Source organism: Mycolicibacterium tokaiense, assembly GCF_010725885.1.
GTDB lineage: Bacteria > Actinomycetota > Actinomycetes > Mycobacteriales > Mycobacteriaceae > Mycobacterium > Mycobacterium tokaiense.
In genome coordinates, this window is sequence record NZ_AP022600.1 from 3,692,603 (window position 1) to 3,717,430 (window position 24,828).

Genomic DNA, 24,828 nt, shown 5'->3' on the forward strand with positions numbered 1-24,828 from the left:
ACTACTGCGAATCGGGGTCGAAATGGCGTCTGACCGGTGCGTTCTCTACGCCCGCATCTCCTACGACCGCAGCGGCGAGCGAGTCGGGGTCGATCGCCAGCTCGTCGAGCTCCGCAAGTTGGCTAAGCAACGCGACTTCGAAGTGGTCGCCGAGGTCACCGACAACGACATTTCCGCGAGCAAGGATCTCCACAGGCCGGGTTACGAGAGCATCTGGGAGTTGGTGCGCGCCGAGCAGATCGATGCCGTCGTGGTGTGGCAGACGAGTCGCCTCACACGCAGCCGGCGCGAACGGGCCGCGGTGATTTCCGAGTTCGGCCGTCACCGTGTGGACGTGGTTGCCGTCAAGGGACCGTCACTGGAGTTGCGGACGGCCTACGGCCGTGGTGTGGCCGATCTCATGACCGCCTTCGACACCATGGAGAGCGAAGTGAAGAGTGAACGAGTTTCTGCCGCCATCGCAGATCTCGCTCGCAAGGGTCGCGCGTGGGGGCTGACTCCATATGGCTGGGATAGCGCCGAGGCTGGCGTCTGGACGATCAACAGGCACGAGGCCGGCGTCGTCAAAGAGATCGTTGGGCGCATACTTGCGCACCAAACGCTCAACTCCATTCAACGGCGGTTGAACGAACGCGGCGAGCCGGCGCCGGCCTTCGCGCTGTGGCAGAAGCTCCCCGAGGACCTCCGCGAGCAAAGGTTGGCCAAGCTGGTCGCCAAGGGGCGTGGCGTTCCATCCCGTCGGTGGGCCGACTCAACCATCCGTGCCATCGCGCTGCGCGACGCCAATGCAGGGGTGCGGGCCCGCCTCGATGACGCCACGGTGACCGCCGGCTGTTGGCCCGTCATCATCAAACGGACTCAGCACGAGCGTGTGCGAGCGATGCTCAGTGCACCGCAGCGCCGCGCGCACACCGGCCCGCGCCCCGGTGCTCGTCGGCATCTGCTGACCAGCGGCATTGGCCTGTGCGGGCCCTGCGGAGGTGTGCTGCGCGTGGCCACGCGCACTGGGAGACGAACCGAGCAGCGCATCTATCAATGCGCGACGAAGGGCTGCACGGGGCGCCGGCAGGACCATGTTGACGCACTGGTGGAACGCGTCGTCATCGGCCGGCTGGCCGATCCGGAGGTGTGGGCACGCATCACCGCGTACTCCGACGACGGCGACGAGGCCTCACAGGCACTGATCGAGCGGTGCGAGGGTCTACAGCGCCGGCTAGACGACGCGGCCGACCTGTACGCGCAGGGCGGCATCACCGCGGCGCAGTTGCAGCGAATCACGGCGACGATCGCGCCCGACCTGGACATAGCGCAACGCGAGCGCGACGCGGCCTTACGTACCACCGACGTCACTGAGCTGGAAGACCTCGCCGGCCCCGAGGTGGCCACCCGGTGGGGGGCGATGGCGGTATCTCAGCGCCGCGCGGTCCTCGATGCCCTCGGCGTGACGGTGACGCTGCTCCCGCGCGCGAAAAAGGGCCCAGGATTTGAGCCCGAGACCGTGAAAGTTACTTGGATTCTGCAACCCAGCTAACGCTGCCACCAGCAGTAGCTCACGGCGTATGTCTATAACTGTGACGCGATGTCATACCCAATGACGTTGCCGCAGGCGCAAACAAGTGCCTAGAGTCATCGTTAACAAATACGAATGGCGACCATGGCGACCTGATGCATAGCAATGCCGCGCGGACGTCTCTCCGAAAAGGTGGGGTGTTTATGACGGTGCAATCTGAAGTTATGGCCGTTGCGCGGGCTGTCCGCGACGGAAATCCCGAGGCGGAATCCGAAGCGCGGCAACGACTTGCCGAAGCCAAAATTAAAGCTTATGTGCAGAAAACGCTCTCCGCGGCGCCGCCATTGAGCGACGATCAAATCGCCCGTCTCGCTGCGCTTTTGAAACCTCGGCGCCGGCGGTGACTCCGCGGGTAAACGCTGCCGCGGCGCCGCGTCTGGCCGACAGGAACGGTGCCGCTACAGCTCACTCAACAACAACCGGGGGCTGTCGGGATATCGATATTGGTCCCGATCCTGGCGCGGTGACCTCGTGACGGCATACGAGACGATTGTCGGGAGGCTGAGCGACGATGGCAGGAAAGTTGTCGAGAAGGCCGACGGTCACGCGCAGGCGGAGTGCCCGGCCCACGATGATCACAATCCGTCGCTGTCGATCGCACCGCGCAAGGATGGCCGAGGGGTCGTGATCTGTTGCCACGCCGGATGTGATTATCTCGACGTGCTCGACGCGCTCGACTTGTCCCCGCGCGATCTGTTCGACGACGAGAGTTTGCAGCGGGTCTATAGTCCGAGGCGCACATACGACTATCCAGATGGCCGAAAGGTGCACCGGAAGCCGGGTAAGTCGTTTCCGCAGATCGTTCCCACGGTTCGAAATCCCGACGGTCACAGTCTGTTTCATGCTGATCGTGTAGGCGGCGCCACTACCGTCTATTGGCCCGAGGGCGAAAAGGACGTCGAGGCCATTGAGGCGCTCGGTGCCGCGGCGGTCTGCTCGCCGATGGGTGCGGGCAAGGCGCACCGCGCCGATGTGGCGCCGCTGCAGGGCCGGCATGTGATCGTCGTGGCCGATCGAGATGGACCAGGGCGTAAACATGCCGACCAAGTGGTCGCGCTTCTGACCGGTGTCGCGGGATCGGTAACCGTGGTAGAGGCCAAGGTCGGAAAGGATGCCGCGGACCACATTGCCGCGGGTCTGGGTCTCGATGACCTGGTGCCTGTCGCGGCCGGGTCGCCGCCTGCCCTGGCCACGCTCGAGGACGCGCACGCGGTGTTCAAGCGCTGGTTCGGAGACGACTACGACACCGACGCTCTCGACGCTGTACTGGCGACGGCGGCAGTCGAACGGCTCGACGGCGATCCGCTGTGGATGTTGCTCATATCGGGTAGCGGCAACGCGAAGACCGAGACGGTCCAGTGTCTTGACGGTATTGACGCGATCGTCACCAGCACCATTTCGTCCTGCGGTGCGCTGCTGTCGGCGACCGCGAAGAAGGAAAGGGCCAAGGACGCAACCGGCGGGCTGCTGCGGAAATTGGAGCCGCGCGGCGTAATGGTCGTCAAAGACGTGACCTCGATTCTGTCGATGTCCGGTGATGCGAAAGCCGAAGTGCTCGGCGCACTCCGCGAGGTCTACGACGGCCGCTGGAGCCGCAACGTCGGTACCGACGGCGGGCGCACTCTGGAATGGGCGGGTCGCATCGCCGTCATCGGAGCCGTAACGACGGTGTGGGACCGGGCCCACTCGGTTATCGCGTCTATGGGAGACCGGTTCGTGCTGATGCGCATGGATTCCACAACGGGGCGGCAGGCGGCTGGGCGCCAAGCCATCGGAAACACCGGTAGCGAAGTTCAGATGCGCGCTGAGCTTTCCGCTGCGGCAGCCGGCGTGATCGCCGGCATGGATACCACGACCATCGAGATCAGCGACGTCGAATCGGACGTGCTCCTTGCTGCGGCCGACCTGGTGACCAGAGCCCGCACCGGTGTCGATTATGACTACCGCGGCGACGTCATAGACGCCCACGCGCCCGAAATGCCCACGCGATTCGCGAAGCAGCTCGCGCAAGTGGTGCGTGGCGCCGTGGCGATCGGCATCGACCGGCCCGCGGCGTTGCGATTGGCCATTCGGTGCGCTCGCGACTCGATGCCGCCGCTACGGTTAGCGATCATCGACGACATCGCGGCGCATCCGAACGGCTCGACGGCGGAGGTCCGCAAGCGGTTGGGGAAGCCGCGCGCGACGGTCGACCGCCAGCTGCAGGCGTTGCACATGCTTGACGTGCTCAAGTGCGACGAGGAATCGATCACCTGGGGTGGAAAGGACGCGACTCGGTGGACATACCGCCTCGCCGATGGCATCGAACCAACAGCGCTCGACCCGAAATCAGTACCAGATTTAGCGTCACGTACCCCTACGCCCCACAGAAGTATGGGGGGTCAGACCGACGAACCAAGTGATCTACACGCACCCCCCGCTAAATCTGGCACCGATCGGTGCGTCGATTGCGGCACACCGCTGACCGTGCCCGAGTCGGTCGCTCGCCAGCGATGCCGCGAATGCGCATTCGATGGCTGAGAACGGCCGACCCCGAGTAGCGGCGTTCCGCGTGGTCGATCAGGACGACGATCACCGAAACGCGGCCTGCCGCCTGGAGGGGGCGGGTCAGTTGGTGACGTCGACTGAGCTGCCCTCTGAGGTTCGCTGCCTGCCGCACGGGCTGGTTGCGCAGATTTGGTTGCGCGCCGCGCTAGCGCCACCGCAGCGGTTCGAGCCGTCGTCGCGTCCGGACCCGTTGGCGGTGCCGAGGCCAGAAGGGTTTCGGCGCCAATCGTGGGCGAACCTGGAGCCGGAAGCGCGCGCCGCCATCGCCGACGCGCTCAAACCGGAAGAACGGAGCTTCTAACGGTGTTCCGCCAGAATAGGAGAATCACAATGTCCGAAATTCAACCGCAACAGCTGAATCCGATACCGCTGGTGCTTCTCTCGGTCGAACTGGACGTGCAAATCGACCGAATTGTCGACCTTCTCGGCGTCCAGACAGTGTTTCGCGGCGCCACGGGTTTGCGGTGCTGTTCACCAGCGGCCGCCCTCGAACTGGTGCAGCGACGGGATGCCGAGGTCGCCGAGCGTGCGCGACAGCGGCGACGGGTGCCGGCGCGAGCCGATTCCGCAGTGAGTCAGCTCCGCCCAGAACTTGAAACGCGCCCCGTCGTGCGCCCTCCTGCGGGCGATGCCTGATGACCTTCAAGGATGGATTCTGTGATTCCAGCGGCCTTTCGGTTGCAGACGAGGCCGCGCTGGGTGAAGCACCTTGGTTAGAGCCATATCTTGAGCCTGGTGACATCGGTCTGTCGAATGCAAGTGTGCGTTGGCAACGGGCTCAAGAGGAGTTGGAGACAGATCCAGACGTCCGGGCGATCCCGCGAGCGCGAACAGCGGGCGGCCTGCTGACGACAGAGCTAGACCCCTCCGGAGCGATCAAAGAGGCCAACCAGTGAGGCCGCCAGACAGGCCGGCTGTCCGTCGTCGGGACGTCGACGTCGAGCCGGGAGGCCGCTTCTTCCGGGCGCTGGCCGTACCTGTCGACCAGGTGTACATCACACGTGACGGTTCGGCCGGAATCATCGCCGAGATCTGGGATGCGGAATCGCTCCGGGAAATGCCAAGCGAAATACCGCTGTTGGTGCACCACTTTCGTGCGTCGGTTCCGATCGGCGTAGTCCATACCGCTGCTTTCGGACCTGCTGGCCTTTGGGTAGAGGGCGAATTGTTGGGCAGCGAGGGCGAAGTCGAAGGCTGGAGATCAAAATGGGCGGCGGGCGTCTACTCGGGTGTTTCGATCGGATTCAGGCCAAGTGGCCGCCAGATCTTCCGCCGATCGCCGGTCAGTGGCCAGCCGCCGTTGCTGCTTCGGCGGGGGTGCATCATCGAGGAGTTATCCGTGACGCAATGGCCCGCGTACTCCAAGGCCGGCGTGATGAGCGTCCGCCGGAAATCCATGAGGGCCGACGCCGCCGAGCGCGAACTCATTGAAACTGAACACCAACTAGCACAACTTGACATGTGGAATGCGAAACGGAAGGCGAAACAACTGTGATCTGTCTCGGCGAGTGCGAGCTGGCCTACGTCGAGCGGGGGCGGCTGCAGTGACGGCACCACAATTTGTCCCGCCTGGCTCCCAGTTGTTGATCGCGCGCGATGCCGACGCGCGTGTCGTACTCGCTCGTCACCGTACCGAGGCCCGCCTGCAGCCGTTAATTGCCGTCACGACGGCCGGGGGAAAGCGCTTCGTGCTTGAATTGTCAGAGGGCGACTTTCGCAACCTTGCGCTCTCCATCAGCCAGTGGGCTGCCGCCGATGAGCAGCAGGTCGCGATGTGGTACGAGGAACTAGGCAACGGCGAGACTGGCCGGCGGCTGAGACCATGACTCAACCACCACCCCGGCGACGGCGGGTGAACCTGCGACAAGGCGGCGCGACGCCACGCAAACGCACACCGCCGGAGCAGCAAGCCCACTCGCAGCGGTATCCGGGTTCGCACCGGCGAATACGGGGGGAATGGCGGCTACTAGTCGAGCGCGGCGAATGTATCTGCTGCCGGTGTGGGAAACCCATTCCGGGATGGCAGGCCAGCGGTCGGGGTAGCGGATTCCATCTGGAGCACGCCGACGGCGTGGCGGGTCCGGTCTACCGCAGCCATCCTCGGAAGGTACCTGCGGCAGGGTATTTGGGCGTATCGCACAGCGCGTGCGGTGTATCTGCATCGCATCGATCGTCGCCGCGTAGGACCACTCGGCGCAGCACACCAACCAATCCACGGGCACGGGCGTTGGACTTCTTCGGGCCGGTCGAGCCCACACCACCACCGCCAAAGCGTCGACGCAGACAACAGCATCAGGACAAGCCGGCCTTAAAGTTCTTCGACGTTATCGACGATAAGTGAATCGTGGTGTTGCTGAACAGTAGCTGTTTAGCTAAATACTTGGGTGCAACAACGTGATTCGCGGGAGCAGCCTGACCTGATATGGACGTGACCACCGTCCTGGGCGTGGTGGTCAGTACGTCAGCATTAACGCCAGATATGCTGTCATGCAAGGCATTTCAGGCTATCGACGCAAATAGACCAGCAATAGTTAGAGTACAAGCATGTCTTCGTCATGCGGGAACCGCCTTTTTTAGGGGCCCCTCGAAGCCTGGCACGTAAGTCCTGGCCTGATCTATTTCTCGCCGATTTTCCGCAAGGCGGCCAAGAGCAACGCTCACATTCGGTCGCATTTTCAGCTAGCGGCTAAGGTATTACCCGAGTCGGGATTGCTTGCTAAAGAGTCGGTGGCCAATCGTAGCCCTTCTGAGTGCAAACCGCGTTTAGCAGCAGATACTCTGGACGATCCTGCCAATCGTCCGGAAGTGCAACGGGGATAAGCGCAGAAGCCTCAATCATTCTGGTCGGCCTGGCCTTATCGGCCTCAAGGTTCAGCTGGCGGACCACCAGAGCCTGGTACAACGCCATGAGGATCCGCGAGGGCGGATCTTCTCGTTCGGCTTCTTCCGCGGCCTCGCGATACAGTCGCATTCCCTGCGCAATGTCCCCGGACGCCAAGAAAGCTAGCCCGAGGGTCGCTCGGAAGACGTACATGTTCTCTGCAATCGGCTTCAGGACGCGAATAGCAACTTCCGGGCGACCGGCCATTGCAAGAACATAAGCGGCGTTGTTTATGACCGCTTCGTCCCCGGGGAACTGTTTCAACGCATACTCAGCGATGACGGCCGCTTCGGACCACCGAGATAGCCCGATGCCCACGGCTAGTAGCGCTGCTGCGGCCGCCATGGGGTTCTCCGGCTCAAGTGAGAACCATCTGTTCGCGGCGGCGCCGGCGCCCTCATTGTCGCCCTCCAGCGACGTGATGCGGTACTCGACGAACGCGCGTTGGATTGCCGTGAGGCTGTCTTCCACCCGCACGTAAGCTTCTCGAAGTGTTGACGCCTCATGGCGCTTTCGAGCCATCGATGCGAAATTCACTACAACGGCTTCGTTGTCTGGAAACTCCGCCATAAGGGCCGCGAGCTGCTGTGCTGCTTCATCGCGAGCTATACGCCCCAAGGAATGCCTGTATCGCACCAAGTTTGACCAAGTTCGACCCTGTGTGCCTCGATCTCCCTCGCGTTTTGCCTCTTCCGCAGCCCGCGTAAGTATGGATACTGCCTTACTTAGTTCGCCTCGCAAAATGAAAGCGCGTGCCTGTATTTCAAGTAACCTCGCATCGAAAATCACGCGTCTTGCCTTTAGAGATGCAATCTCTTGAGCCAGCTTTTCGCTGTCCTTGCAGGCTAGAAGAAGATCAAGATAGAGAAGGGCAGCGTCTCTCCTGCGTGGAGCAGTGCGAGTTGCGCGCAAGGCTGCGCGAGTCGCCCCACGCATTGCACCCAGATTCCAGAGCGAGAAGGACAGATTTAGTAACGAACTAGTGTCGCCTGCGTCTTCTGACAAAGCCTGCCGAAGAAAATGAGCTGCTTGCTGAAAATTGCCCGCACTTGCTAGTAGATAGCCGCGGAATGCCGCAACAGCGGCACCGTCGTAGGGTTCAAGTGCCTGCTGTGCTTCGTCGAGCTCGTTAAGCTCTTCAGCAACGCAGGCAAAAGTCACACTAAGTGACTTGGGTAAAGGAGCGCGGCGAAGCGCGTTGTAGGCGTATTTGGCGTCACCGAGACGCAAAAGGACTTCTGCTGCGATGCTTGCCGACGGGGCGTCTGTCCAAACTGGACCGTCCGTGCCCGTGGTGACGCAAAGGTCAATAGCTTCTCGAGCGGCCATCAAGGCTGCCTCTGTGTCACCTAGCGACGCTTCAGTCTGTGCCAGAGCGGAAAGTGTTGTTGAACTGCGCCTTGCCTGAATTCGACGCACTGCGTAATCGCGCGCGCGCTCAGCGTCATCCAAGATCTGTTGGCCGATGGTGGCGTGGGTCCTGAAGGAATCGCGTGAGGTGGTCATCGCGGGAACTTCGTAAGCGGGGGCTACTGGTCCCACCTTCGCGGATGATGCGTCGTCGTTCGGGCGAACAACTTCTAAGGTACCCAGAACGGTCATTCATGCGCTCCTAGACTTCTTGTAGCTTGTTCGACGTGTCTCGACTGCGAGTCTGCGGCTCATAATGTCCGCACGAGCCAAAAGCCAGAGCAGCCCGTTGTCGGGTGCATAGCGCTTGCCGCGCCGGGGCCGCGGTTGCCGTTCAGACGGCACCGGGTCGCACAGTTGTTGTACAAGCCGTACCGCCTCCTGCCTAATTGGGGGCGCCACCTCCGCGGCCATGATGTCGAGCGCTAGGCGGTACCTGGGCCGCAACGTAGACAGATCGCGAGGCGCACCGTTTCGAAACTCTTGTTCCCCTTCATTTCTCGCGTTTTGCCACGATCCGATAGCGAGAGCAGTCATCGGGTGCCCCGTCGCGAGCTCGACGAAGAGAGAACCTAGCCCGTAAAGGTCGGCGTTGCGGAAATCGGCCTCAGTACCTCCGCCTTGGCAGTAAAGATGTTCGGGCGGCGCGAATTCGGCGTCGCCGCGGCCGAAAACGTAGTTGATGGCCGGCACCGTTGCTGGTTCGGTCATGTCCTTCGACCTTCCCAGGTCGCCAATGCGCACCTGGGTGTCACCCTTGTGCACCATTAGCAGGCAGTTGCCACTCTTCAAGTCGCGGTGCGCAACCCTGGCGAGGTGCATTTGGTGGATGCCTTTTACGGCGCCCCGCCAGTGCGCGAGTCTCTCGGGCCAAGGCAACGCCGCTCGCTGAACTGGATCCAGAATCAGCTCATCGAGTGCGCCGGATGCCAGCGATAGAACATGGTACTTAAGGGCAATCGGGATGGATGTTCCATTCGGCGCCACTACCATGTACTGGAAGGTGCCAGATTCGATCCAATTCACGACACTGGAGCAGCGATTCAGCTTATCGAGAAGGGTTCCTTCTCGGTCGAACTCAGCGGCTGCGTTCGCTATACCGTTCGGTACGAGTATCTTCATCGCAAATCGAGAACCGCTCGACTGCTTCGTAACTTCGAACACAAGACCAAAGGTTCCGACGCCGATGCAAGAGTTAAGCAGGTACCCGTCCACGTCCTGACCCAACAGACTTGGAATCCAGGTTCGCGCGTTGCTCATTCAGTAGACTCTGGTCCATAGCGCTCTCGAAGGTGTGCAATTGCGTCAGGATGGGCGCGAAGAATCTCGACGATGTCCGCGGGGACGTCACCCTGAGCGAGCCATATGACGTCTGCGGACACGCCGTAGTACGAGGAAAGACGTTTGGTGACTTCGGGCGCGAGCCCGCGCTGGCCGCGTTCAAGTCGCGACAGTTGCGACGGCGCGACGCCAATGTCTGCGGCGGCGCTACGCAGTGATCTGCCCTGCTGACGCCGGAGCTCGCGCAGCATATTTGCCGTTTCGGGGGTGGAAGCCACACAAACGAGTGTATGCACTGTTGCCGATTCTGGCAACAGCGCCGACAGGATTCTACACCATCTCGCCGTACGTGTGGCGGCAGGCGCACCATGTGGGATGAAGTCGTATAGCCCACAGGTTGTGCCCGTTAAGGATGGCAGAGGCGGGCGGAGGCAGCAGGGGCGGTAGGGGGTCCCTCGCGCAGGCGACGCCACTACGTGGCCCACGCCCTCGATGGTTGGCTTCTTGCAGTAGCTCCCTCGGCAAGCGCGGTTCTACCGGCTTGGTGGTGGCGAACTGTCTGCCTCGGCGAGTTTCCATGACTTCCGGCTGACCCCGCCAAAGCGGGCATCGCGAGTCCCGCAATTCGCAAATCGAATCAAGGCGAGTCTTTCGGTACCGAAGTAATCGAACGAGGGACGGCGGATAAGAAGGTTGAAAGAATTGGAAATCGAAGGATATAGACAGCCATTATGGCAGAAATCACGACAAATACCCAGGATTCTAATGGTGATCGCCGTCCGCCGTTATTGGCATCCGTGACCGCTTTGGCAAAATCGTGCTGACCTTGTAACTGGCCCAGATCGAAACTGGACGCATTTACCAGATGAGGCTCGCTCAGAATGTCGTCGCGGATGACAATCCAAGCTTGAAAAACAAAGATCGCAAAAGCTATGATCGTAAAGATTGTGAATATTTTGAGCTTTCTACGCAGATGTTTGAAGCGAAGAAACCACCTCTCGCTAACGGCGTCGAGTGCGTCGTTAGATAGGTCGATTCCTCTTTTCGAGCTGGCGACTTCTGCGCCGCGAATTGTTCCGACGAGCTTCGCTCTCCTCGGGGACGTGTGAAGTAATTCAACGATAAATCCGTCAGAGGGATCCAAGAAGTCGAACGATAGTCTGGCGCACTGGGGATCGTCTGAGCCAAACTCACACTTCGCGTCGATCTGTTCACGACTAACTGTGAGCACGCGGGCGTGCAAAACGACAGCGTCCGATTCGAGCTCCAGGCGTAATTGGTCGGTTGGCACGATGTCGGACCCCCGGACTGTATCGCCGCGCGCGTTCCACATAGCGAATCGCGTTCTGCTTACGCTGAGAATCTTGCTTCCGTCAAACTCCATGTTGAGCCGGTCGAGGATGCCATCGTCCGAATCGATGATCACGTCGAAGTCAGCTGCTGACCGCAGGTCCGGCCGCTGCCGTCCCCGGCGCGCGAAGAACCATGCTGCTGGGATGCCGATAACCGCAATGACGAAGCTTGCCCAGCCCAAAATCACGCTCGAATCCATGGTCCCCCTCGTCGGCCTGAACAGACGCGGCTGACAACGTTGATCGCCGACGTTGTCACCCCCGCGGCCTATCGAACCACAACAGCCGTTCGGCTATCTGACGACGATAAGAATCGTGACATGCGGGTAGTGATGCCCTCTGACAGTCGCCAAGACAACTGGTCAGACCCGGCAGCACCAGCGGACCCACCAGGCCAACTCCGTCGCGAACCCGGACCTGCAGGTGCGGTAACCGGGTTTCGCGCAGCTCCCGCAGCAACCGCGGGTCGGCCACCAGGTAGTCGGTCAGCACCACCAGATCCGTCACCCCGGGTCGCACCGAGGCGTGCGGCTGGCTGCTGTGCTTGACGCGGGCGCCGCAGCGAGTCAGGCCGTCGAGGATCACATCGGCCAGGGGTCCGCGGCCGTGCACTCGGATCGCCGGTGCGCGACCGGTGCGGGCGCTGGGGTGGGGCCGCGCCACCCCGGCACTCACCAGGGCACCGATCAACACCGTGAGGTCGTCGGCACCGAGCTCGCCGTGGCGGGCTGCCTCGCGGGCCAGGTCCTCCAGGCCGGCGGTGGCCTGCATCCGGCGCAGCACCGCGGCCAGCGCGACGGGGGTCAGCCCGCCGGGCGGCCGAACGGTGACGGCTCGACGCGGATCCCAGCCCACCTGAACGGTGCCATCCGGGCGCAGCAGCACCGGCATCGCGGGGTCGAGGCTGTAGCGGCCGGCCATGCCGCCGACTGTGGCACGTCGCGGTCAGGCCGGGTTTTATTTGTCCACAGGGGGATCGTCGGGGCCGCGACCCAGTTCCTTCTCGAACTCGGCGATGGCCTTGTCGATGTCGTCGGCGCTGGTGTCGCCGCCGATCACCCGGTCGATGAACCCGGCGGGCTCATCGAGATCGTGAGCGTTGGGCAGCAGGTCGGGGTGCTGCCACACGGCGTCGCGGGCATCGGTGCCTGCAGCTTCGGTCAGTCGTTCCCACAACACGGCCGCCTCGCGCATCTTGCGGGGCCGCAGCTCCAGACCCACCAGGGTGGCGAAGGTCTGCTCGGCCGGGCCGCCGGTGGCGCGGCGCCGGCGCAGCGTCTCGGCCAGCGCGGAGGCGCCGGGGATCCGGTCACCCAGGGCGGCCGCGACCACGGTCTGCACCCAGCCCTCGATGAGCGCCAGCAGCGTCTCCAGGCGTTCCAGTGCCGCGGTCTGCTCCGGGGTGGCCTTCGGCTCGAAGATGCCCTGGTTGAGCAGCTGTTCCATGGCGGCGGGATCAGCCATGGCGGCCGGGTTGAAGCCCTGGGCCAGTTCCTCGATGCCGGACATGTCGATGGTGATGCCCTTGGCGTAGGCCTCGACGTTGCTCAGCAGCTGGCTGGCCAGCCACGGCACGTGGACGAACAGCCGCTGGTGGGCGGCTTCACGCGCAGCCAGAAAGGTGAGGATCTCGGCGCGCGGCTGTTCCAGTCCCGACGAGAACTCCTCGACCGCGTCGGGCAGCAGCGCAGCGACGCCCTTGGGTCCCAGCGGCAGCCCGATGTCGGTGGACGTCAGCACCTCTTTCGAGAGCTTGCCCAGGGCCTGACCCAGTTGGGAGCCGAACGCCATGCCGCCCATCTGGGAGATCATCGCCAGCAGCGGACCGGCCATGCTCTTGGCCTCTTCGGGCAGTGCCGAGGCCCACATGGTCGAGATCTGCTGTGCCACCGGATCGCACAGCCGCTTCCAGGTGTCGATGGTGTTGTCGAGCCAGTCGGTGGCCGACCAGGCGACGGCCTTGGAGGTGCCGGCGGGCAGGGGAGTCACGCCGTCGAGCCAGAGATCGGCCAGGTGCACGGCGTCGGCGATCGCCTTGGTGGTGTTCTCCGGGATCGGCGCGACGAACCCGATGGAGTTCGACGCCAGCTGGCGGGCCAGGTCGTAGTTGACCGGTCCGGCCGAGGCCCCGCCCATGCCCGCGCCGCCCGCGGAGAACATCTGGCCCAGCCGGGTGAAGATCTGCCCCAGGTCGTTCATGTTGAAGTCACCGCCGCCCGCGCCGAAGCCGAACGGGTCGTTCGGGTTCGGGTTCTGTCGGTCCGGATCCTTGTCGGGATCCTTGTTTTCACCGGACGAGAAGCCAAAGGGCAGGTCAGCCATGAGTCCAACGGTACTCATCACCACCAGAGGTTGCGTCAACGGCGCTCACGCTGTCAGTGAATCCGTCCGTGACGCGTACCTGTGTCGACCCGTACGACGACGTTGGCCCTCTCCGGGTGCCCGTACTCTTGCCTCGTGAACAGGCGGATTATGACGCTGGTGGTGGCGCTGGTTCCCATCGTCACCTTCGGCGTGCTGCTGGCCGTGGTGACGGTGCCCTTCGTCTCGTTGGGTCCCGGGCCCACCTTCGACACCTTGGGTGAGTTCGACGGCAAGCCGGTCGTCGACATCGAGGGCACCGAGACCAAGCCCACGTCCGGGCACCTGAACATGACGACGGTGTCCCAGCGGGACGGCCTGACCCTGGGGCATGCGTTGAGTCTCTGGATGTCCGGCCGCGAGCAACTGGTGCCGCGCGACCTGGTGTACCCGCCGGACAAGTCTCGCGAGGAGGTCCAGGAGGCGAACACCGCGGACTTCCAGCGGTCCGAGGACAGCGCCGAGTACGCGGCGCTGGGCTATCTGGATTACGCGCCGGCGCTCACGGTGTCCGTCGTCAACGATCCCGGCCCGGCGGCCGGAAAGCTCGAGCCCGGCGATGCCATCGACGCGGTCAACGGACAGCCCGTCGCCAACACCGACGATTTCATGCGTTTGCTGGAGAAAACCAGGCCGGGGGAGGAGATCGTCGTCGACTACCGCCGCAAGAACCAGCCCGCCGGCACCACCACCATCACCCTGGGCGAGCATCCGGACAAGGACTCGGGTCTGGTGGGTGTCTCGGTGCTCACCGTGCCCTGGGCGCCGTTCTCCATCGACTTCAACCTGGCCAACATCGGCGGCCCATCGGCCGGGCTGATGTTCAGCCTGGCCGTCGTCGACAAGCTCACCACCGGTGACCTCAACGGATCCAAGTTCGTCGCGGGCACCGGCAGCATCGCCCTCGACGGTGCCGTGGGGCCCATCGGTGGCATCACCCACAAGATGCTGGCAGCGCGGGAAGCGGGTGCCACGGTGTTCCTGGTGCCCGCCGACAACTGCGCCGAGGCCGTGACCGATCCCCAGGACGGGCTGGAGATGGTCAAGGTGGAATCACTCGAGAGTGCGGTCAACGCACTCCAGACGCTTTCAGCCGGTGGCGAACCACCCCGTTGCTGACCGACGGTCGGGTCGTTGCCCGAACCGCGTTCAGTACAGTTGGGGCCGTCACAGTACACCCGTCACCACATCGTCACCAGGGAGTTAACACGTGGGTATGCGGCCCGCCGCGCGGATGCCGAAGCTGACTCGGCGCAGCCGGATTCTGATCGCCATCGCCTTGGTGGCGGTGGTGCTGCTGCTGGTCGGTCCCCGACTGGTGGACACCTATGTCGACTGGCTCTGGTTCGGTGAGCTCGGGTACCGCTCGGTGTTCACCACCACCCTGGTGACCCGACTCGTCGTCTTCCTGGTGGTGGCCCTGGGCGTGGGTGCCATCGTGTTCGCGGGGTTGGCGCTGGCCTATCGGTCGCGGCCGGTGTTCGTGCCCACCGTCGGGCCCAACGACCCGGTGGCCCGGTACCGCACCGCGGTGATGTCCCGGCTGAAGCTGGTCGGCATCGGTGTCCCGGTGGCCATCGGCTTCTTCGCCGGTCTGATCGCACAGAGCTACTGGCCGCAGGTCCAGCTCTTCCTCAACGGCGGCACCTTCGGCGTCACCGACCCGCAGTTCGGTCTCGATCTCGGCTTCTATGCCTTCGACCTGCCGTTCTACCGGCTGGTCCTCAACTACGTCATGGTGGCGCTGTTCCTGGCCTTCATCGCAAACCTGCTGGGCCACTACATCTTCGGCGGTATCAGGCTGGCCGGGCGCGCCGGGGTGCTCAGCAAGCCCGCGCGCATCCAACTGGTGGCGCTGGTCGGTGTGCTGGTGCTGCTGAAGGCGTTCGCGTACTGGCTGGACCGCTATGAACTGCTCAGCCACACCCGGGGCGGCAAGCCGTTCACCGGCGCCGGCTACACCGACATCAACGCGGTGCTGCCTGCCAAGCTGATCCTGCTCGCCATCGCGGTGATCTGTGCGGCGGCGGTGTTCTCGGCGCTGGTGCTGCGGGATCTGCGTATCCCGGCCATCGGTCTGGTGCTGCTGCTGCTGAGCTCCATCGTCATCGGTGCCGGCTGGCCGCTGGTGGTCGAGCAGATCAGCGTCCGGCCCAACGCCGCGCAGCGGGAGGCGGAGTACATCTCCCGCAGTATCACCGCGACGCGCGAGGCGTACGGGCTGACCGAGCAGACGGTGAACTACCGCGACTACAGCGGCAACGCGAATGCGACCGCACAGCAGGTGGCCGCCGACCGCGCCACCACCTCCAACATCCGGTTGCTCGACCCGACCATCGTCAGCCCGGCGTTCACCCAGTTCCAGCAGGGCAAGAACTTCTACAGCTTCCCCGAGCAACTGTCGATGGACCGCTACACCGGCGAGGACGGCTCGCTGCGCGACTACGTGGTGGCCGCTCGCGAACTCAACCCGGAACGGCTGATCGACAACCAGCGCGACTGGATCAACCGCCACACCGTCTACACCCACGGCAACGGGTTCATCGCCTCGCCAGCGAACACCGTGCGCGGCATCGCCAACGACCCCAACCAGAACGGCGGCTACCCCGAGTTCCTGGCCAGCGTGGTCGGCGGCAACGGCTCGGTGGTCTCACCCGGACCGGCCCAGCTGGATCAGCCGCGCGTCTACTACGGCCCCGTGATCGCCTCGGCCCCCGCCGATTACGCCATCGTCGGCAGCAACGGTGGCCCGGATCGCGAGTATGACTACGAGACCAACACCGAGACCCGCAACTACACCTACCAGGGCAGCGGCGGTGTCTCGATCGGCAACTGGTTCAACCGGTCGGTGTTCGCCGCCAAGTTCGCCGAGCGCAACTTCCTGTTCTCCGGCGTCATCAACGAGAACAGCAAAATCCTGTTCAACCGCGACCCCGCGAACCGCGTCGAGGCGGTGGCACCGTGGCTGACCACCGACACCAGCGTGTATCCGGCGATCGTCAACAAGCGCATGGTGTGGATCGTCGACGGTTACACCACGCTGGACAACTACCCGTACTCCGAGCTCACCTCGCTCTCGAGTGCCACCGCCGACTCCAACGAGGTGGCCGCCAACCGGCTGCTGCCCGACCGGCAGGTGTCCTACATCCGCAACTCGGTGAAGGCCACCGTCGACGCCTATGACGGCACCGTTACCCTGTACGCCCAGGACGAGTCCGACCCGGTGCTGCAGGCGTGGATGAAGGTCTTCCCCGACACGGTGAAGCCGAAGGCGGACATCAGCGAGGAACTGGCCCAGCACCTGCGCTATCCCGAAGATCTGTTCAAGGTGCAGCGCGCCCTGCTGGCCAAGTACCACGTCGACGACCCGATCACGTTCTTCTCGACGTCGGATTTCTGGGACGTGCCGCTGGACCCCAACCCGACGGCCTCCAGCTACCAGCCGCCGTACTACATCGTGGCCAAGGACATCGCGCAGGATGGCAGCCGGGCGTCGTTCCAGCTGACCAGTGCCATGAACCGCTTCCGCCGCGACTTCCTGGCCGCCTACATCAGTGCGTCCTCGGATCCGGACACCTACGGTCAGCTGACCGTGCTCACCATCCCGGGTCAGGTCAACGGTCCGAAGCTGGCCTTCAACGCCATCAGCACCGACACCGCCGTCAGCCAGGACCTCGGTGTCATCGGCCGCGACAACCAGAACCGCATCCGGTGGGGCAATCTGCTGACGTTGCCGGTTGGCCAGGGTGGCCTGCTGTACGTGGCGCCCATCTACGCCTCACCGGGCAGCAGCGACGCGGCGTCGAGCTACCCTCGCCTGATCCGTGTGGCGATGATGTACAACGACCAGGTCGGTTACGGTCCGACAGTGCGCGACGCGCTGGACGAGATCTTCGGCGCCGGTGCGGGCGCCACCGCGACAGGCCCGGCCCCCACGCCGGGGTCGGCGCTGCCGGCCAACGCGCCGGGGGATTCGCCGCCCCCGAACGCCGCGCAGTCGGTGGAACCGCCTGCCGCGCAGCCTGCGACACCCGCCCCGGAAGCGGCCACCCCGCCTGCCCCCAGCGGTCAGCCGGTCACGCTGTCGCCCGCCCGGGCCGCCGCCTTGGCGGAGGTGCAGACCGCCCTCGACGGTATGCAGGAGGCACAGGTCAGCGGGAACTTCGCCGAGTTCGGTGAAGCCCTGCAGCGTCTGGACGATGCGATGAACAGGTACCGACAGACGCGCTGACAAGGCGTGGCACGCGTACTTAAGATCCACGCGTGCACTATCGGTTGCTCGGCCCGCTGCAGGTGGTGCACGGCGAATCCCAGGTGGACGTCGGCTCCCCCAAGCAGCGGGCCGTGCTCGCGGCGCTGCTGATCGCGCGGGGCCGGGTGGTCTCCACCGATCGATTGATCGATGCGGTGTGGGGTGACGACGTTCCCGGCAGCGCGACGGCCGGGCTGCAGGCTTACATCTCGAATCTGCGCAAGGCGTTGCGTCCCATCGGCGGTGCCGTGTCACCGATCGTGCGGCAGCCGCCCGGTTACGCCCTGGAGGCGGCGAGCACCGATCTCGCGGAATTCGAGGACCGGTGCGCGGCCGCGCGGGCTGCCGTGGCCGAAGGTTCCTGGCGGCAGGCCCTGACCGCGGTCGACGACGCGCTGGCGCTGTGGCGCGGGCCGTTGTTGTCGGACCTGCGCGACGAGCCCTGGGTGCGCGAGGAGGCCGGCCGGGTGGACGATCTGCGTACCGAGTGCGTCGAACATCGCGTGACGGCGCTGCTCGCGCTGGGCCGGGTACCCGAGGCGGTGGCCGAGGCCGCCGAACTGCGTTCCCTGGAACCGCTGCGTGATCGTGGGGCGTGGCTGCAGATGCTGGCGCTCTATCGAGCCGGGCGCACTGCGGAGGCGCTGGACGTATTCGCCTCACACACCAGGACTCTCGACGATGAGCTGGGGTTGGATCCGGGCTCGGAGGTGCGCGACCTGCAGGTCGCGATCCTGCGTCAGGCTCCCGAGCTGGCCGCCTGGCCACGATCCCCGGAGTGGACCGGTGCCGCCGAGGTGCCCGCCCCGGCGGCGACGCAGACGTCGGCGCCGGAGCCGGCGCCGACGGGATTGGTCGGCCGCCACCGTGAATTATTCTCCGCCGCAAGGCTTCTCGATGACGTTATGGCCGGCGGCACGCGATGGCTGGTGCTCACGGGTCCACCGGGGATCGGTAAGACCCGGCTCGCCGAGGAAGTCGCCGACCGTGCGGCACACCGTGGTGCGCAGGTGATCTGGGTCGGATGCCCGGATGAACGCGGCACGCCCGCCTGGTGGCCCATGCGCCAACTGGTCCGCGGGTTGGGCGCCGAGACCGGCCAGGTGCTGCACGTGCCGCCCGATGTCGACTCCGATACCGCGCGCTTCCACGTCTATGAACGCGTCCAGACGTTGCTGGAGCACTGCTCGCGCGCGCAGCCTGTGGCCCTGGTGATCGACAACGTGCAATGGGCCGATCCCACCTCGGCGAGCTGCCTGGCCTATCTGGCCGGGGCGCTGCGGGATCACCGGATCCTGGTGGTGATCACAGTCCGTGACATCGAGCACGGCCCCGAGCTGGCACGCCTGCTGGCAACTGCCGCCCGCGGTGACGGCAACCGGCAGTGGGAGGTACCTGCCCTGGACGGGGCCGAGGTGGCCGTTCTGGCCAACCAGGTGGCCGAGGATGAACTCAGTGACGCCGAAGCTGCGGCGCTGGCCGAGCGCACCGGCGGCAATCCGTTCTTCGTCTCCGAATACGCCCGACTACCCCGGGCCGAGCGCACGGGCGCGGTGTTGCCCGGCGCCATCCGGTCGGTGCTGGACCGCCGCCTGGCTGTACTGGATCCCGCTGTGCTGCAAGTACTTCGAGCTGCCGCCGTGATCGGGGACACGGTGGAGTTCTCCGTGCTGGCAGCCACCACCGGACTCGACGTCGACACCTTGGCCGACCACCTCGACGATGCTGCAGACGAGCGGATAGTGGTGGGCGCCCATGACGGCGAGGGCTACGCGTTCGCCCACGGGCTGCTGCGGACCCAGCTGTTGGCCGACATCCCTGCGCTGCGCCGGCAACGCCTGCACGCCCGGGTGGCCGAGGTGCTCGACGGCGCTGCGGGGGACGCCGCGCTGACGCGCCGCGCTCAGCATCTGGTGGCGGCGCTGCCGTTGGTCGAGCCGGTCGAGGTGGTCGACGCATGCCGTTGTGCGGCCGAATCCGCCACGCAGCGCTGGAGTTCGGAGACCGCGGCGCGCTGGTGGCAAGCGGCGCTCGATGCTTACGACCTGATGCCTGCCGCGCTGCGCAGCGACGACGAGCGGGACGGATTGACGGTGGCGTTGCTGGATGCGCTGGCGCGGGCGGGTCGAGGCCAGACGGTGCTGGAGACCGTGCAGCGGCACATTCTGGAGGCGCTGCACACCGGGCGAACCGCGACCGCCGGACGGTTGGCCGGTGCGCTGCTGCGGGTCAGTGGCGGCTGGCCCTGGCTGGCCCCCGGGGTGGACCCCGGCCCGCTGCTGACGGTGCTCGACCGTGCCGCGGAGTTGGCCACCGCAGATCCGGCAGCCGAAGCGCGCATCCGCGCGGCGCTGGCGGTGGGGCACTGTTATCACCCCGACACCACGGTGGCGGCCGATCACCTGGCACGGAGCATGACGTTGGCGCAGGCCACCCACGACGCCGACGTAATCGCCGATGCACTGATGGGCCACCTGATCACCTACTCAGGCGTCGCCGAGTTCAGCGGCCCCACCGTGCAGTGGGTGGATGAACTGCTTGCGCTGGGGCACAACGGTCTTCGCGAGGACGCCGTGATCGCGCATTCGGTGGCCACCATGGCGGCGATGAACCTCGGCGACGTCGACGGCGCCCAGGCGCATCTGCGGGCCGGGATCGAGGGCAGCGAGGCATTGCAGTTGCCGGTGCTGCGGGCACAGCTGCGCTGGACCGAGGCGCTGATCGCGCTGTGGCGCGGCGACTTCGCCGAAACCGCGCGACACCACGACATTGCGGCGTCGGTGCACGAGCAGACCGAACTGTACGAGGCCGGCAGCGGCATGCTGGCGGCAGCGTCGCTGATCCGCGAGACGGGACGGGTGCCGGAGACCGGGCTGCTGGCCGGGGACGTGCCGGCTGCCGGCGGTGAGGGGATGGTCGGGGTGGTGCGCGTCGCCTTGGCGGCGGTGCGCGGCGACGACCCTGCCGCGGCCGAGATGCTGGTGCGCCGCGGGGTGGACGGCGCCGAGGCGCACGACTGGATGTCGCTCGGTTACCACGTCCTGCTGGCGCAGTTGTGTGCCGATCACGGACTTGCGGGTTTCGCTCGCGAGTTGCTGGCCCGCCTGGATCCGTTCCGCGACCGGATCGCGGTCATCGGGCAGGTGGGTCTGGCAGGCACGGTAGCGCATGCGACGGCCCGATTGCGCGTTCTTCTGGGGGAGTCGGCTGAGGCGGATCTGGCCACCGCCGAGGCGATCAGCCAGCGCACCGATGGCGTCCCATCGCTGGTGCGCTGCCGTCTGCTGCGGCTCGAGCTGGGCGACGGCGACGCGGCGGCTCTCGAACGCGATGCCCGCAGGCTCGGCATGCACGGTGTCGCCGACGCCGCCGCACGCTTGGGGCCGGGCCGGGTGTAGCGCCAAGTTTTCGCCAAGCGAAAGCCAAGGCGGGTCCGCGATGGTGGCTCCACCGAACACTTCGTGCGAAAGGGACTCAGCATGACCGTCACCGACCTGACCGGTGAACACCTCGACGACCACACGGTGGCCCCGCTGCGGGCCCGCATCCGCGGCACCGTGTCGCTGCCGTCCGATCCCGGATACGCCAGGGCGACCCCGTGGAATGTCGCCGTACCGGTGCGTCCGGCTGCGGTGGTGTTCGTCGCCGACGCCCGGGATGTCGCCGAGGCGGTGCTCTTCGCCGCAGCGCACCGCCTGACGGTCGCGGTGCAGGCCACCGGCCACGGTGCTCTGCCGGTGGGGCCGTCCACCCTGCTGGTGCACACCGGTGAGCTCAGCGGGTGTCACGTCGACGCTCACCACCGCACCGCGCTGGTGGGTGCGGGGGTCCGGTGGCAGCAGGTGCTCGACGCGGCCACACCCTTCGGCTTGGCCGCTGCCTGCGGGTCCGCCCCGGGCGTCGGGGTGGTCGGCTTCCTGACCGGCGGGGGTATCGGCCCGCTGGTGCGCAGCATCGGGCTGTCCTCGGACCACGTCCGCGCATTCGAGCTGGTGACGGGTACGGGCGAGATCCTATGGGTCACACCGGATCAGCACGCTGAACTCTTCTGGGGCCTGCGTGGTGGTAAAGGAACTCTCGGCATCGTGACCGCGGTGGAGATCGATCTGCTGCCCATCCCCGAGTTCTACGGTGGTGCACTGTATTTCGGTGCCGATGACGCTGCCGCGGTGTTGCGTGCCTGGCAAGGCTGGCTCGCCGGGCTGCCCGACACGGTGACCACCTCGCTTGCGCTGCAACAACTTCCCCCGCTGCCGGATGTGCCGGAACCGCTGGCCGGCCGGTTCACGCTGGCGGTGCGCTTCGTCGCCCTCGGCGATCCCGCCGAGGCCGAGCAGGTGCTGGCGCCCCTGCGGGCCGTCGCCACACCCCTGATCGACACGGTGTCAGTGATGCCCTACGCGGGCATCGGCGCCGTGCACGCCGATCCGGTGGACCCGATGCCGGTGCACGAAGGGCATGCGCTGCTGCACGAGCTGACGCCCGAGGCGGTGGAGGCGCTGCTGGCGGTGGCCGGGCCGGCGTCGGGTTCGCTGCAGGTCATCGTGGAGTTGCGTCACCTCGGCGGAGCCATGGCCCGGCCGGCCGCGCACCGCAGCGCGTTCTGTCACCGCGACGCCGCGTTCTCCATGGCCACCATCGGGGCGCTGATGCCGGAGATTGCCGAGATGGTGCCGGGGCACGCCGCCTCGGTGCTCGACGCGCTGGCCCCCTGGTCGACCGGGGGAGCACTGCCCAACTTCGGCCCTTCTGCCGATGCGACCAGAGTGGCGCGCTGCTACGACGAGGACACCCTGCACTGGCTGGCCGCCCTGGCGCAGCGGTACGACCCCGCCGGGGTCTTCCGGGTGGGGCAGGTCGCCCGCCATCCGCTGTAATCTGCGTCACGATTACCACCGCAAGCCGGGGTGAAGACCTGCGGTTTCTCGCGTGAAAAGGACGTTGATCAGGCGATTTGGAGCTACCGGGCCGCATCAGTAACCTTGTGTTCACCCGACGCGGGGTGGAGCAGCTCGGTAGCTCGCTGGGCTCATAACCCAGAGGTCGCAGGTTCGAATCCTGTCCCCGCTACCAGGTAAAACGGCCCCCGGAGACTACTCCGGGGGCCGTTTTCATGTCCGATGGGAATACTTTTGGGAACATTCCCAACGCAAAGAACTTGTTGGGAACGGATTGGGAACGCGCGAGCTGTCGTGGCGACCTCGTGCCTGGATCGGTGTGCGCTCAGCGCGGTGCGCTCGGCGAGCGACACCGCATACACGTTCGCTTATCTAGTCGTCCTGGGGATCACGGCCGCACTGGCCCTTGCCCCGCGTCCGGAGCCAGCGTCTCGCGAGTAACACAAGCACGAGGGCCGTTGCCCACCGTGACGAACCATCGGTGGGTGAGTCAAGGTTTGAATTTTGAGCGCGTTGCAGAGGCATGCCCACAGTTTTCGACCGTGGCCGACCCAGGCACCGGAGCAGAACCTCCGCAAGTAATGAGGCCGCGATGCCGAAGAGGAGACTTGCAACAACGAGCGCCTGTTGCCACCGAGCTTGGGAATCTAGATCTAGTAGGCGTGCAGACGGGGCCAGCGGCGATCGAGCAACCCAGTTCAAGGCGTCAGGGCTCTCAAACGTCGGACGACTGTCCTCTATGGCTATGCGAGAGGGTAAGGCACCGGCGTAGATGTCCAGTACTTGAGAGTCTGGCCGCACCCACGTGCCTGGGAGCTCTTCGAATGTGTACGTGCCGCCCATCGACCTAGGGATCGGACTGGGCAGTGCTCCGACAAGAGGCCATGACTCCGAATACCGAGGGCCCTCGAACCAGAGCAGGCTGGGTCGGTGACGAGTTGGCTCCAGCATTCGGCCTATGACGCTTACGGGGGTCCCGAGAAATCCGGGCGGGTCTTGCTCCAACAAACTGGGTACGCATTGCACGGGTTCGGGGATGCTGATCGATATCGCGTCGGTAGGCCCAAGATTAACCGTGTCAGGCGACATTGGGATCTTGACAACACCTGAAAAAGATTGCGCGGTAACAGCTTCTGTCTCAGTCCGATCGTGTGGTAGATATTTCGGCGAGATCAGCCTGGCGTCTCCGCCCATGAGCAGCGTTGCTCGAAAAGGAACTGATGAGTCCGGTTGACCGGCAAAAGAGGTGGTGTTCGCGCAGACTCCGACACTGTATGAGACAGTCGGGTTCGAGTCGCCCGCGCTGGCTTCGTCGCGAGAGACTGTTAGGGCCACTCTGTGTGTCCGCGAACCGTCGTCGCGCATCTGATCGCTAGGCACCACGACTGCTACCCAGCCGGCGAACGGTTGAGCTGACGGGGCTCTCGTCGTGATGTTCGCGATTGGGACATAAAGGGCGATCATCAGCACGCTGACAGCGGCTGTCCAGGTCACTCCTGATGGCTTCATTCGCACTGCTTCGGTGCTTCCCTGGTTCTAGTGCACGGGTTCTGTGTTTGACGCCTGCATCAGGCCGTCAGTTCGACGCTGTCCTCACCGAAGTCGGCAACAATCCGCAAGTGTCCACCGAGTGCGGCGACGTAGGACTGCAGCGTCCTCAACTCCGTATGCGCCAAGTCGCCGCTCTCCAATTGCGAGACCCGCGCCTGCGAGACGCCCATGAGCGCCGCGACGTCGGCCTGGCGAGCGTGGCCGTGCGCCTTCCGAATCTCGGCGAGACGGTAAGCCTGGACGGCTTCATGCATCTGCTTGCGTGCCGAGTCTGCGCGTGCGGGTTCCACGCGACCCTGTTCCACCGCCTCGGCTCGGATCTCACGCCAATTGCGTGCCATGGCTACTCACCTCCCTCGCCGGTCGCCAGCCATCTGGCATAACGCTCGTCCGCGACCGGGATGTTCTTGTCGTACCAGCTTCGCCAGTTCCCGGCCTTGTCTCCGCCGAGCAGCAGGATCGCCTGTCGCTGCGGATCGAAGATGAACAGGATGCGGACGCTGGTACCGGCGGGACGCAGCTCCTTCATGATGTGGAACGTCGAGCCGTTCACCCGGTCCACCGTGGGCCGGCCCAAGGCGGGCCCCTCCGCCTCGAGTAAGTCGATCGCCCCGGTCACCGACGTCATGGTGTCGTCGTCCAGCGTGAAGTACCACCGTTCAACCTCCTCCAGCAGGAGCACCACCCACGCCATCAGTATAACTCCAGCATTATATCGGTCGGGC

General features: G+C 65.1%; 19 protein-coding genes and 1 tRNA gene. 12 read left to right on the forward strand and 8 right to left on the reverse strand.

Annotation, left to right across the window (positions count from 1 at the left end):
• Nucleotides 1-22: 22 nt before the first annotated feature.
• From G6N58_RS17970 to G6N58_RS18000, 7 genes are all read left to right on the forward strand, one after another.
• Entirely contained in the window at nucleotides 23-1,531 is a 1,509-nt protein-coding gene (locus G6N58_RS17970) for a recombinase family protein (protein ID WP_115277813.1), read from the forward strand.
• Nucleotides 1,532-1,713: 182 nt separating this feature from the next.
• The gene (locus tag G6N58_RS17975; RefSeq protein WP_115277812.1) at nucleotides 1,714-1,914 is read left to right on the forward strand and encodes a hypothetical protein; all 201 of its coding nucleotides are present in this window, start codon (nucleotides 1,714-1,716) and stop codon (nucleotides 1,912-1,914) included.
• Nucleotides 1,915-2,041: 127 nt separating this feature from the next.
• Nucleotides 2,042-4,090, forward strand: a complete 2,049-nt coding sequence (locus G6N58_RS30825; protein WP_232067914.1) for a hypothetical protein — start codon at nucleotides 2,042-2,044, stop codon at nucleotides 4,088-4,090.
• Complete coding sequence (locus G6N58_RS17985; protein ID WP_115277811.1) at nucleotides 4,083-4,418, forward strand: hypothetical protein; 336 nt, start codon at nucleotides 4,083-4,085, stop codon at nucleotides 4,416-4,418. Before G6N58_RS30825 ends, G6N58_RS17985 begins: the two co-directional genes overlap by 8 nt.
• Nucleotides 4,419-4,447: 29 nt before the next feature.
• Nucleotides 4,448-4,753 carry a hypothetical protein gene (locus G6N58_RS17990; protein ID WP_147289302.1) on the forward strand — a complete coding sequence of 102 codons (306 nt, stop codon included), beginning with the start codon at nucleotides 4,448-4,450 and terminating at the stop codon, nucleotides 4,751-4,753.
• A gap of 256 nt (nucleotides 4,754-5,009) precedes the next feature.
• The gene (locus tag G6N58_RS17995) at nucleotides 5,010-5,612 is read left to right on the forward strand and encodes an HK97 family phage prohead protease (RefSeq protein ID WP_115277810.1); all 603 of its coding nucleotides are present in this window, start codon (nucleotides 5,010-5,012) and stop codon (nucleotides 5,610-5,612) included.
• A gap of 88 nt (nucleotides 5,613-5,700) precedes the next feature.
• Complete coding sequence (locus G6N58_RS18000; protein WP_147289301.1) at nucleotides 5,701-5,943, forward strand: hypothetical protein; 243 nt, start codon at nucleotides 5,701-5,703, stop codon at nucleotides 5,941-5,943.
• Nucleotides 5,944-6,833: 890 nt separating this feature from the next.
• Here G6N58_RS18000 and G6N58_RS18005 read toward each other — a convergent pair.
• The 6 genes from G6N58_RS18005 to G6N58_RS18030 form a co-directional block, all read right to left on the reverse strand.
• Entirely contained in the window at nucleotides 6,834-8,327 is a 1,494-nt protein-coding gene (locus G6N58_RS18005) for a hypothetical protein (protein WP_147289300.1), read from the reverse strand.
• Nucleotides 8,328-8,600: 273 nt separating this feature from the next.
• Nucleotides 8,601-9,668: a protein kinase domain-containing protein gene (locus G6N58_RS18010; protein ID WP_115277807.1), complete on the reverse strand. Its 1,068-nt coding sequence runs from the start codon at nucleotides 9,666-9,668 to the stop codon at nucleotides 8,601-8,603.
• Nucleotides 9,665-9,967 (reverse strand): helix-turn-helix domain-containing protein, encoded by a 303-nt coding sequence (locus tag G6N58_RS18015; RefSeq protein WP_147289299.1) that lies wholly within the window; start codon nucleotides 9,965-9,967, stop codon nucleotides 9,665-9,667. The genes G6N58_RS18010 and G6N58_RS18015 overlap by 4 nt, the downstream gene beginning before the upstream one ends.
• A gap of 359 nt (nucleotides 9,968-10,326) precedes the next feature.
• Nucleotides 10,327-11,241 (reverse strand): hypothetical protein, encoded by a 915-nt coding sequence (locus tag G6N58_RS18020; protein WP_115277805.1) that lies wholly within the window; start codon nucleotides 11,239-11,241, stop codon nucleotides 10,327-10,329.
• A gap of 55 nt (nucleotides 11,242-11,296) precedes the next feature.
• Nucleotides 11,297-11,962: a cyclodehydratase gene (locus tag G6N58_RS18025; RefSeq protein WP_115277804.1), complete on the reverse strand. Its 666-nt coding sequence runs from the start codon at nucleotides 11,960-11,962 to the stop codon at nucleotides 11,297-11,299.
• Between the two features lie 36 nt (nucleotides 11,963-11,998).
• Nucleotides 11,999-13,363, reverse strand: coding sequence for a zinc-dependent metalloprotease (locus G6N58_RS18030; RefSeq protein ID WP_115277803.1), 1,365 nt, complete (start codon nucleotides 13,361-13,363; stop codon nucleotides 11,999-12,001).
• Nucleotides 13,364-13,498: 135 nt separating this feature from the next.
• Between G6N58_RS18030 and G6N58_RS18035 the strand changes: the two genes are divergently transcribed.
• The 5 genes from G6N58_RS18035 (at nucleotide 13,499) to G6N58_RS18055 (ending at nucleotide 22,727) form a co-directional block, all read left to right on the forward strand.
• Nucleotides 13,499-14,521, forward strand: a complete 1,023-nt coding sequence (locus tag G6N58_RS18035; protein WP_163908233.1) for a YlbL family protein — start codon at nucleotides 13,499-13,501, stop codon at nucleotides 14,519-14,521.
• Nucleotides 14,522-14,612: 91 nt separating this feature from the next.
• The gene (locus G6N58_RS18040; RefSeq protein ID WP_115277801.1) at nucleotides 14,613-17,633 is read left to right on the forward strand and encodes a UPF0182 family protein; all 3,021 of its coding nucleotides are present in this window, start codon (nucleotides 14,613-14,615) and stop codon (nucleotides 17,631-17,633) included.
• A gap of 32 nt (nucleotides 17,634-17,665) precedes the next feature.
• Nucleotides 17,666-21,052, forward strand: coding sequence for an ATP-binding protein (locus G6N58_RS18045; RefSeq protein WP_232067915.1), 3,387 nt, complete (start codon nucleotides 17,666-17,668; stop codon nucleotides 21,050-21,052).
• An 81-nt stretch (nucleotides 21,053-21,133) separates the two neighbouring features.
• Nucleotides 21,134-22,531: an FAD-binding oxidoreductase gene (locus tag G6N58_RS18050; RefSeq protein ID WP_115277800.1), complete on the forward strand. Its 1,398-nt coding sequence runs from the start codon at nucleotides 21,134-21,136 to the stop codon at nucleotides 22,529-22,531.
• 119 nt (nucleotides 22,532-22,650) lie between these two features.
• Nucleotides 22,651-22,727, forward strand: a tRNA-Met gene (locus G6N58_RS18055).
• Nucleotides 22,728-24,120: 1,393 nt separating this feature from the next.
• Here the strand turns inward: G6N58_RS18055 and G6N58_RS18060 are convergent.
• Nucleotides 24,121-24,444: a type II toxin-antitoxin system RelB family anti-toxin gene (locus tag G6N58_RS18060; protein WP_115277799.1), complete on the reverse strand. Its 324-nt coding sequence runs from the start codon at nucleotides 24,442-24,444 to the stop codon at nucleotides 24,121-24,123.
• Between the two features lie 2 nt (nucleotides 24,445-24,446).
• Nucleotides 24,447-24,797, reverse strand: a complete 351-nt coding sequence (locus tag G6N58_RS18065) for a type II toxin-antitoxin system RelE/ParE family toxin (RefSeq protein WP_115277798.1) — start codon at nucleotides 24,795-24,797, stop codon at nucleotides 24,447-24,449.
• Nucleotides 24,798-24,828 lie beyond the last annotated feature (31 nt).

What these genes read in the sequence shown, in the direction of transcription:
- G6N58_RS18025 (WP_115277804.1), bottom strand. Translation starts at nt 11,962, where the DNA reads ATGGCCGGCCGCTACAGCCTCGACCCCGCGATGCCGGTGCTGCTGCGC.
- G6N58_RS18060 (WP_115277799.1), bottom strand. Translation starts at nt 24,444, where the DNA reads ATGGCACGCAATTGGCGTGAGATCCGAGCCGAGGCGGTGGAACAGGGT.
- G6N58_RS17970 (WP_115277813.1), top strand. Translation starts at nt 23, where the DNA reads ATGGCGTCTGACCGGTGCGTTCTCTACGCCCGCATCTCCTACGACCGC.
- G6N58_RS18020 (WP_115277805.1), bottom strand. Translation starts at nt 11,241, where the DNA reads ATGGATTCGAGCGTGATTTTGGGCTGGGCAAGCTTCGTCATTGCGGTT.
- G6N58_RS18005 (WP_147289300.1), bottom strand. Translation starts at nt 8,327, where the DNA reads ATGGCCGCTCGAGAAGCTATTGACCTTTGCGTCACCACGGGCACGGAC.
- G6N58_RS18030 (WP_115277803.1), bottom strand. Translation starts at nt 13,363, where the DNA reads ATGGCTGACCTGCCCTTTGGCTTCTCGTCCGGTGAAAACAAGGATCCC.
- G6N58_RS18010 (WP_115277807.1), bottom strand. Translation starts at nt 9,668, where the DNA reads ATGAGCAACGCGCGAACCTGGATTCCAAGTCTGTTGGGTCAGGACGTG.
- G6N58_RS17975 (WP_115277812.1), top strand. Translation starts at nt 1,714, where the DNA reads ATGACGGTGCAATCTGAAGTTATGGCCGTTGCGCGGGCTGTCCGCGAC.
- G6N58_RS18050 (WP_115277800.1), top strand. Translation starts at nt 21,134, where the DNA reads ATGACCGTCACCGACCTGACCGGTGAACACCTCGACGACCACACGGTG.
- G6N58_RS18065 (WP_115277798.1), bottom strand. Translation starts at nt 24,797, where the DNA reads ATGGCGTGGGTGGTGCTCCTGCTGGAGGAGGTTGAACGGTGGTACTTC.
- G6N58_RS17990 (WP_147289302.1), top strand. Translation starts at nt 4,448, where the DNA reads ATGTCCGAAATTCAACCGCAACAGCTGAATCCGATACCGCTGGTGCTT.
- G6N58_RS17985 (WP_115277811.1), top strand. Translation starts at nt 4,083, where the DNA reads ATGGCTGAGAACGGCCGACCCCGAGTAGCGGCGTTCCGCGTGGTCGAT.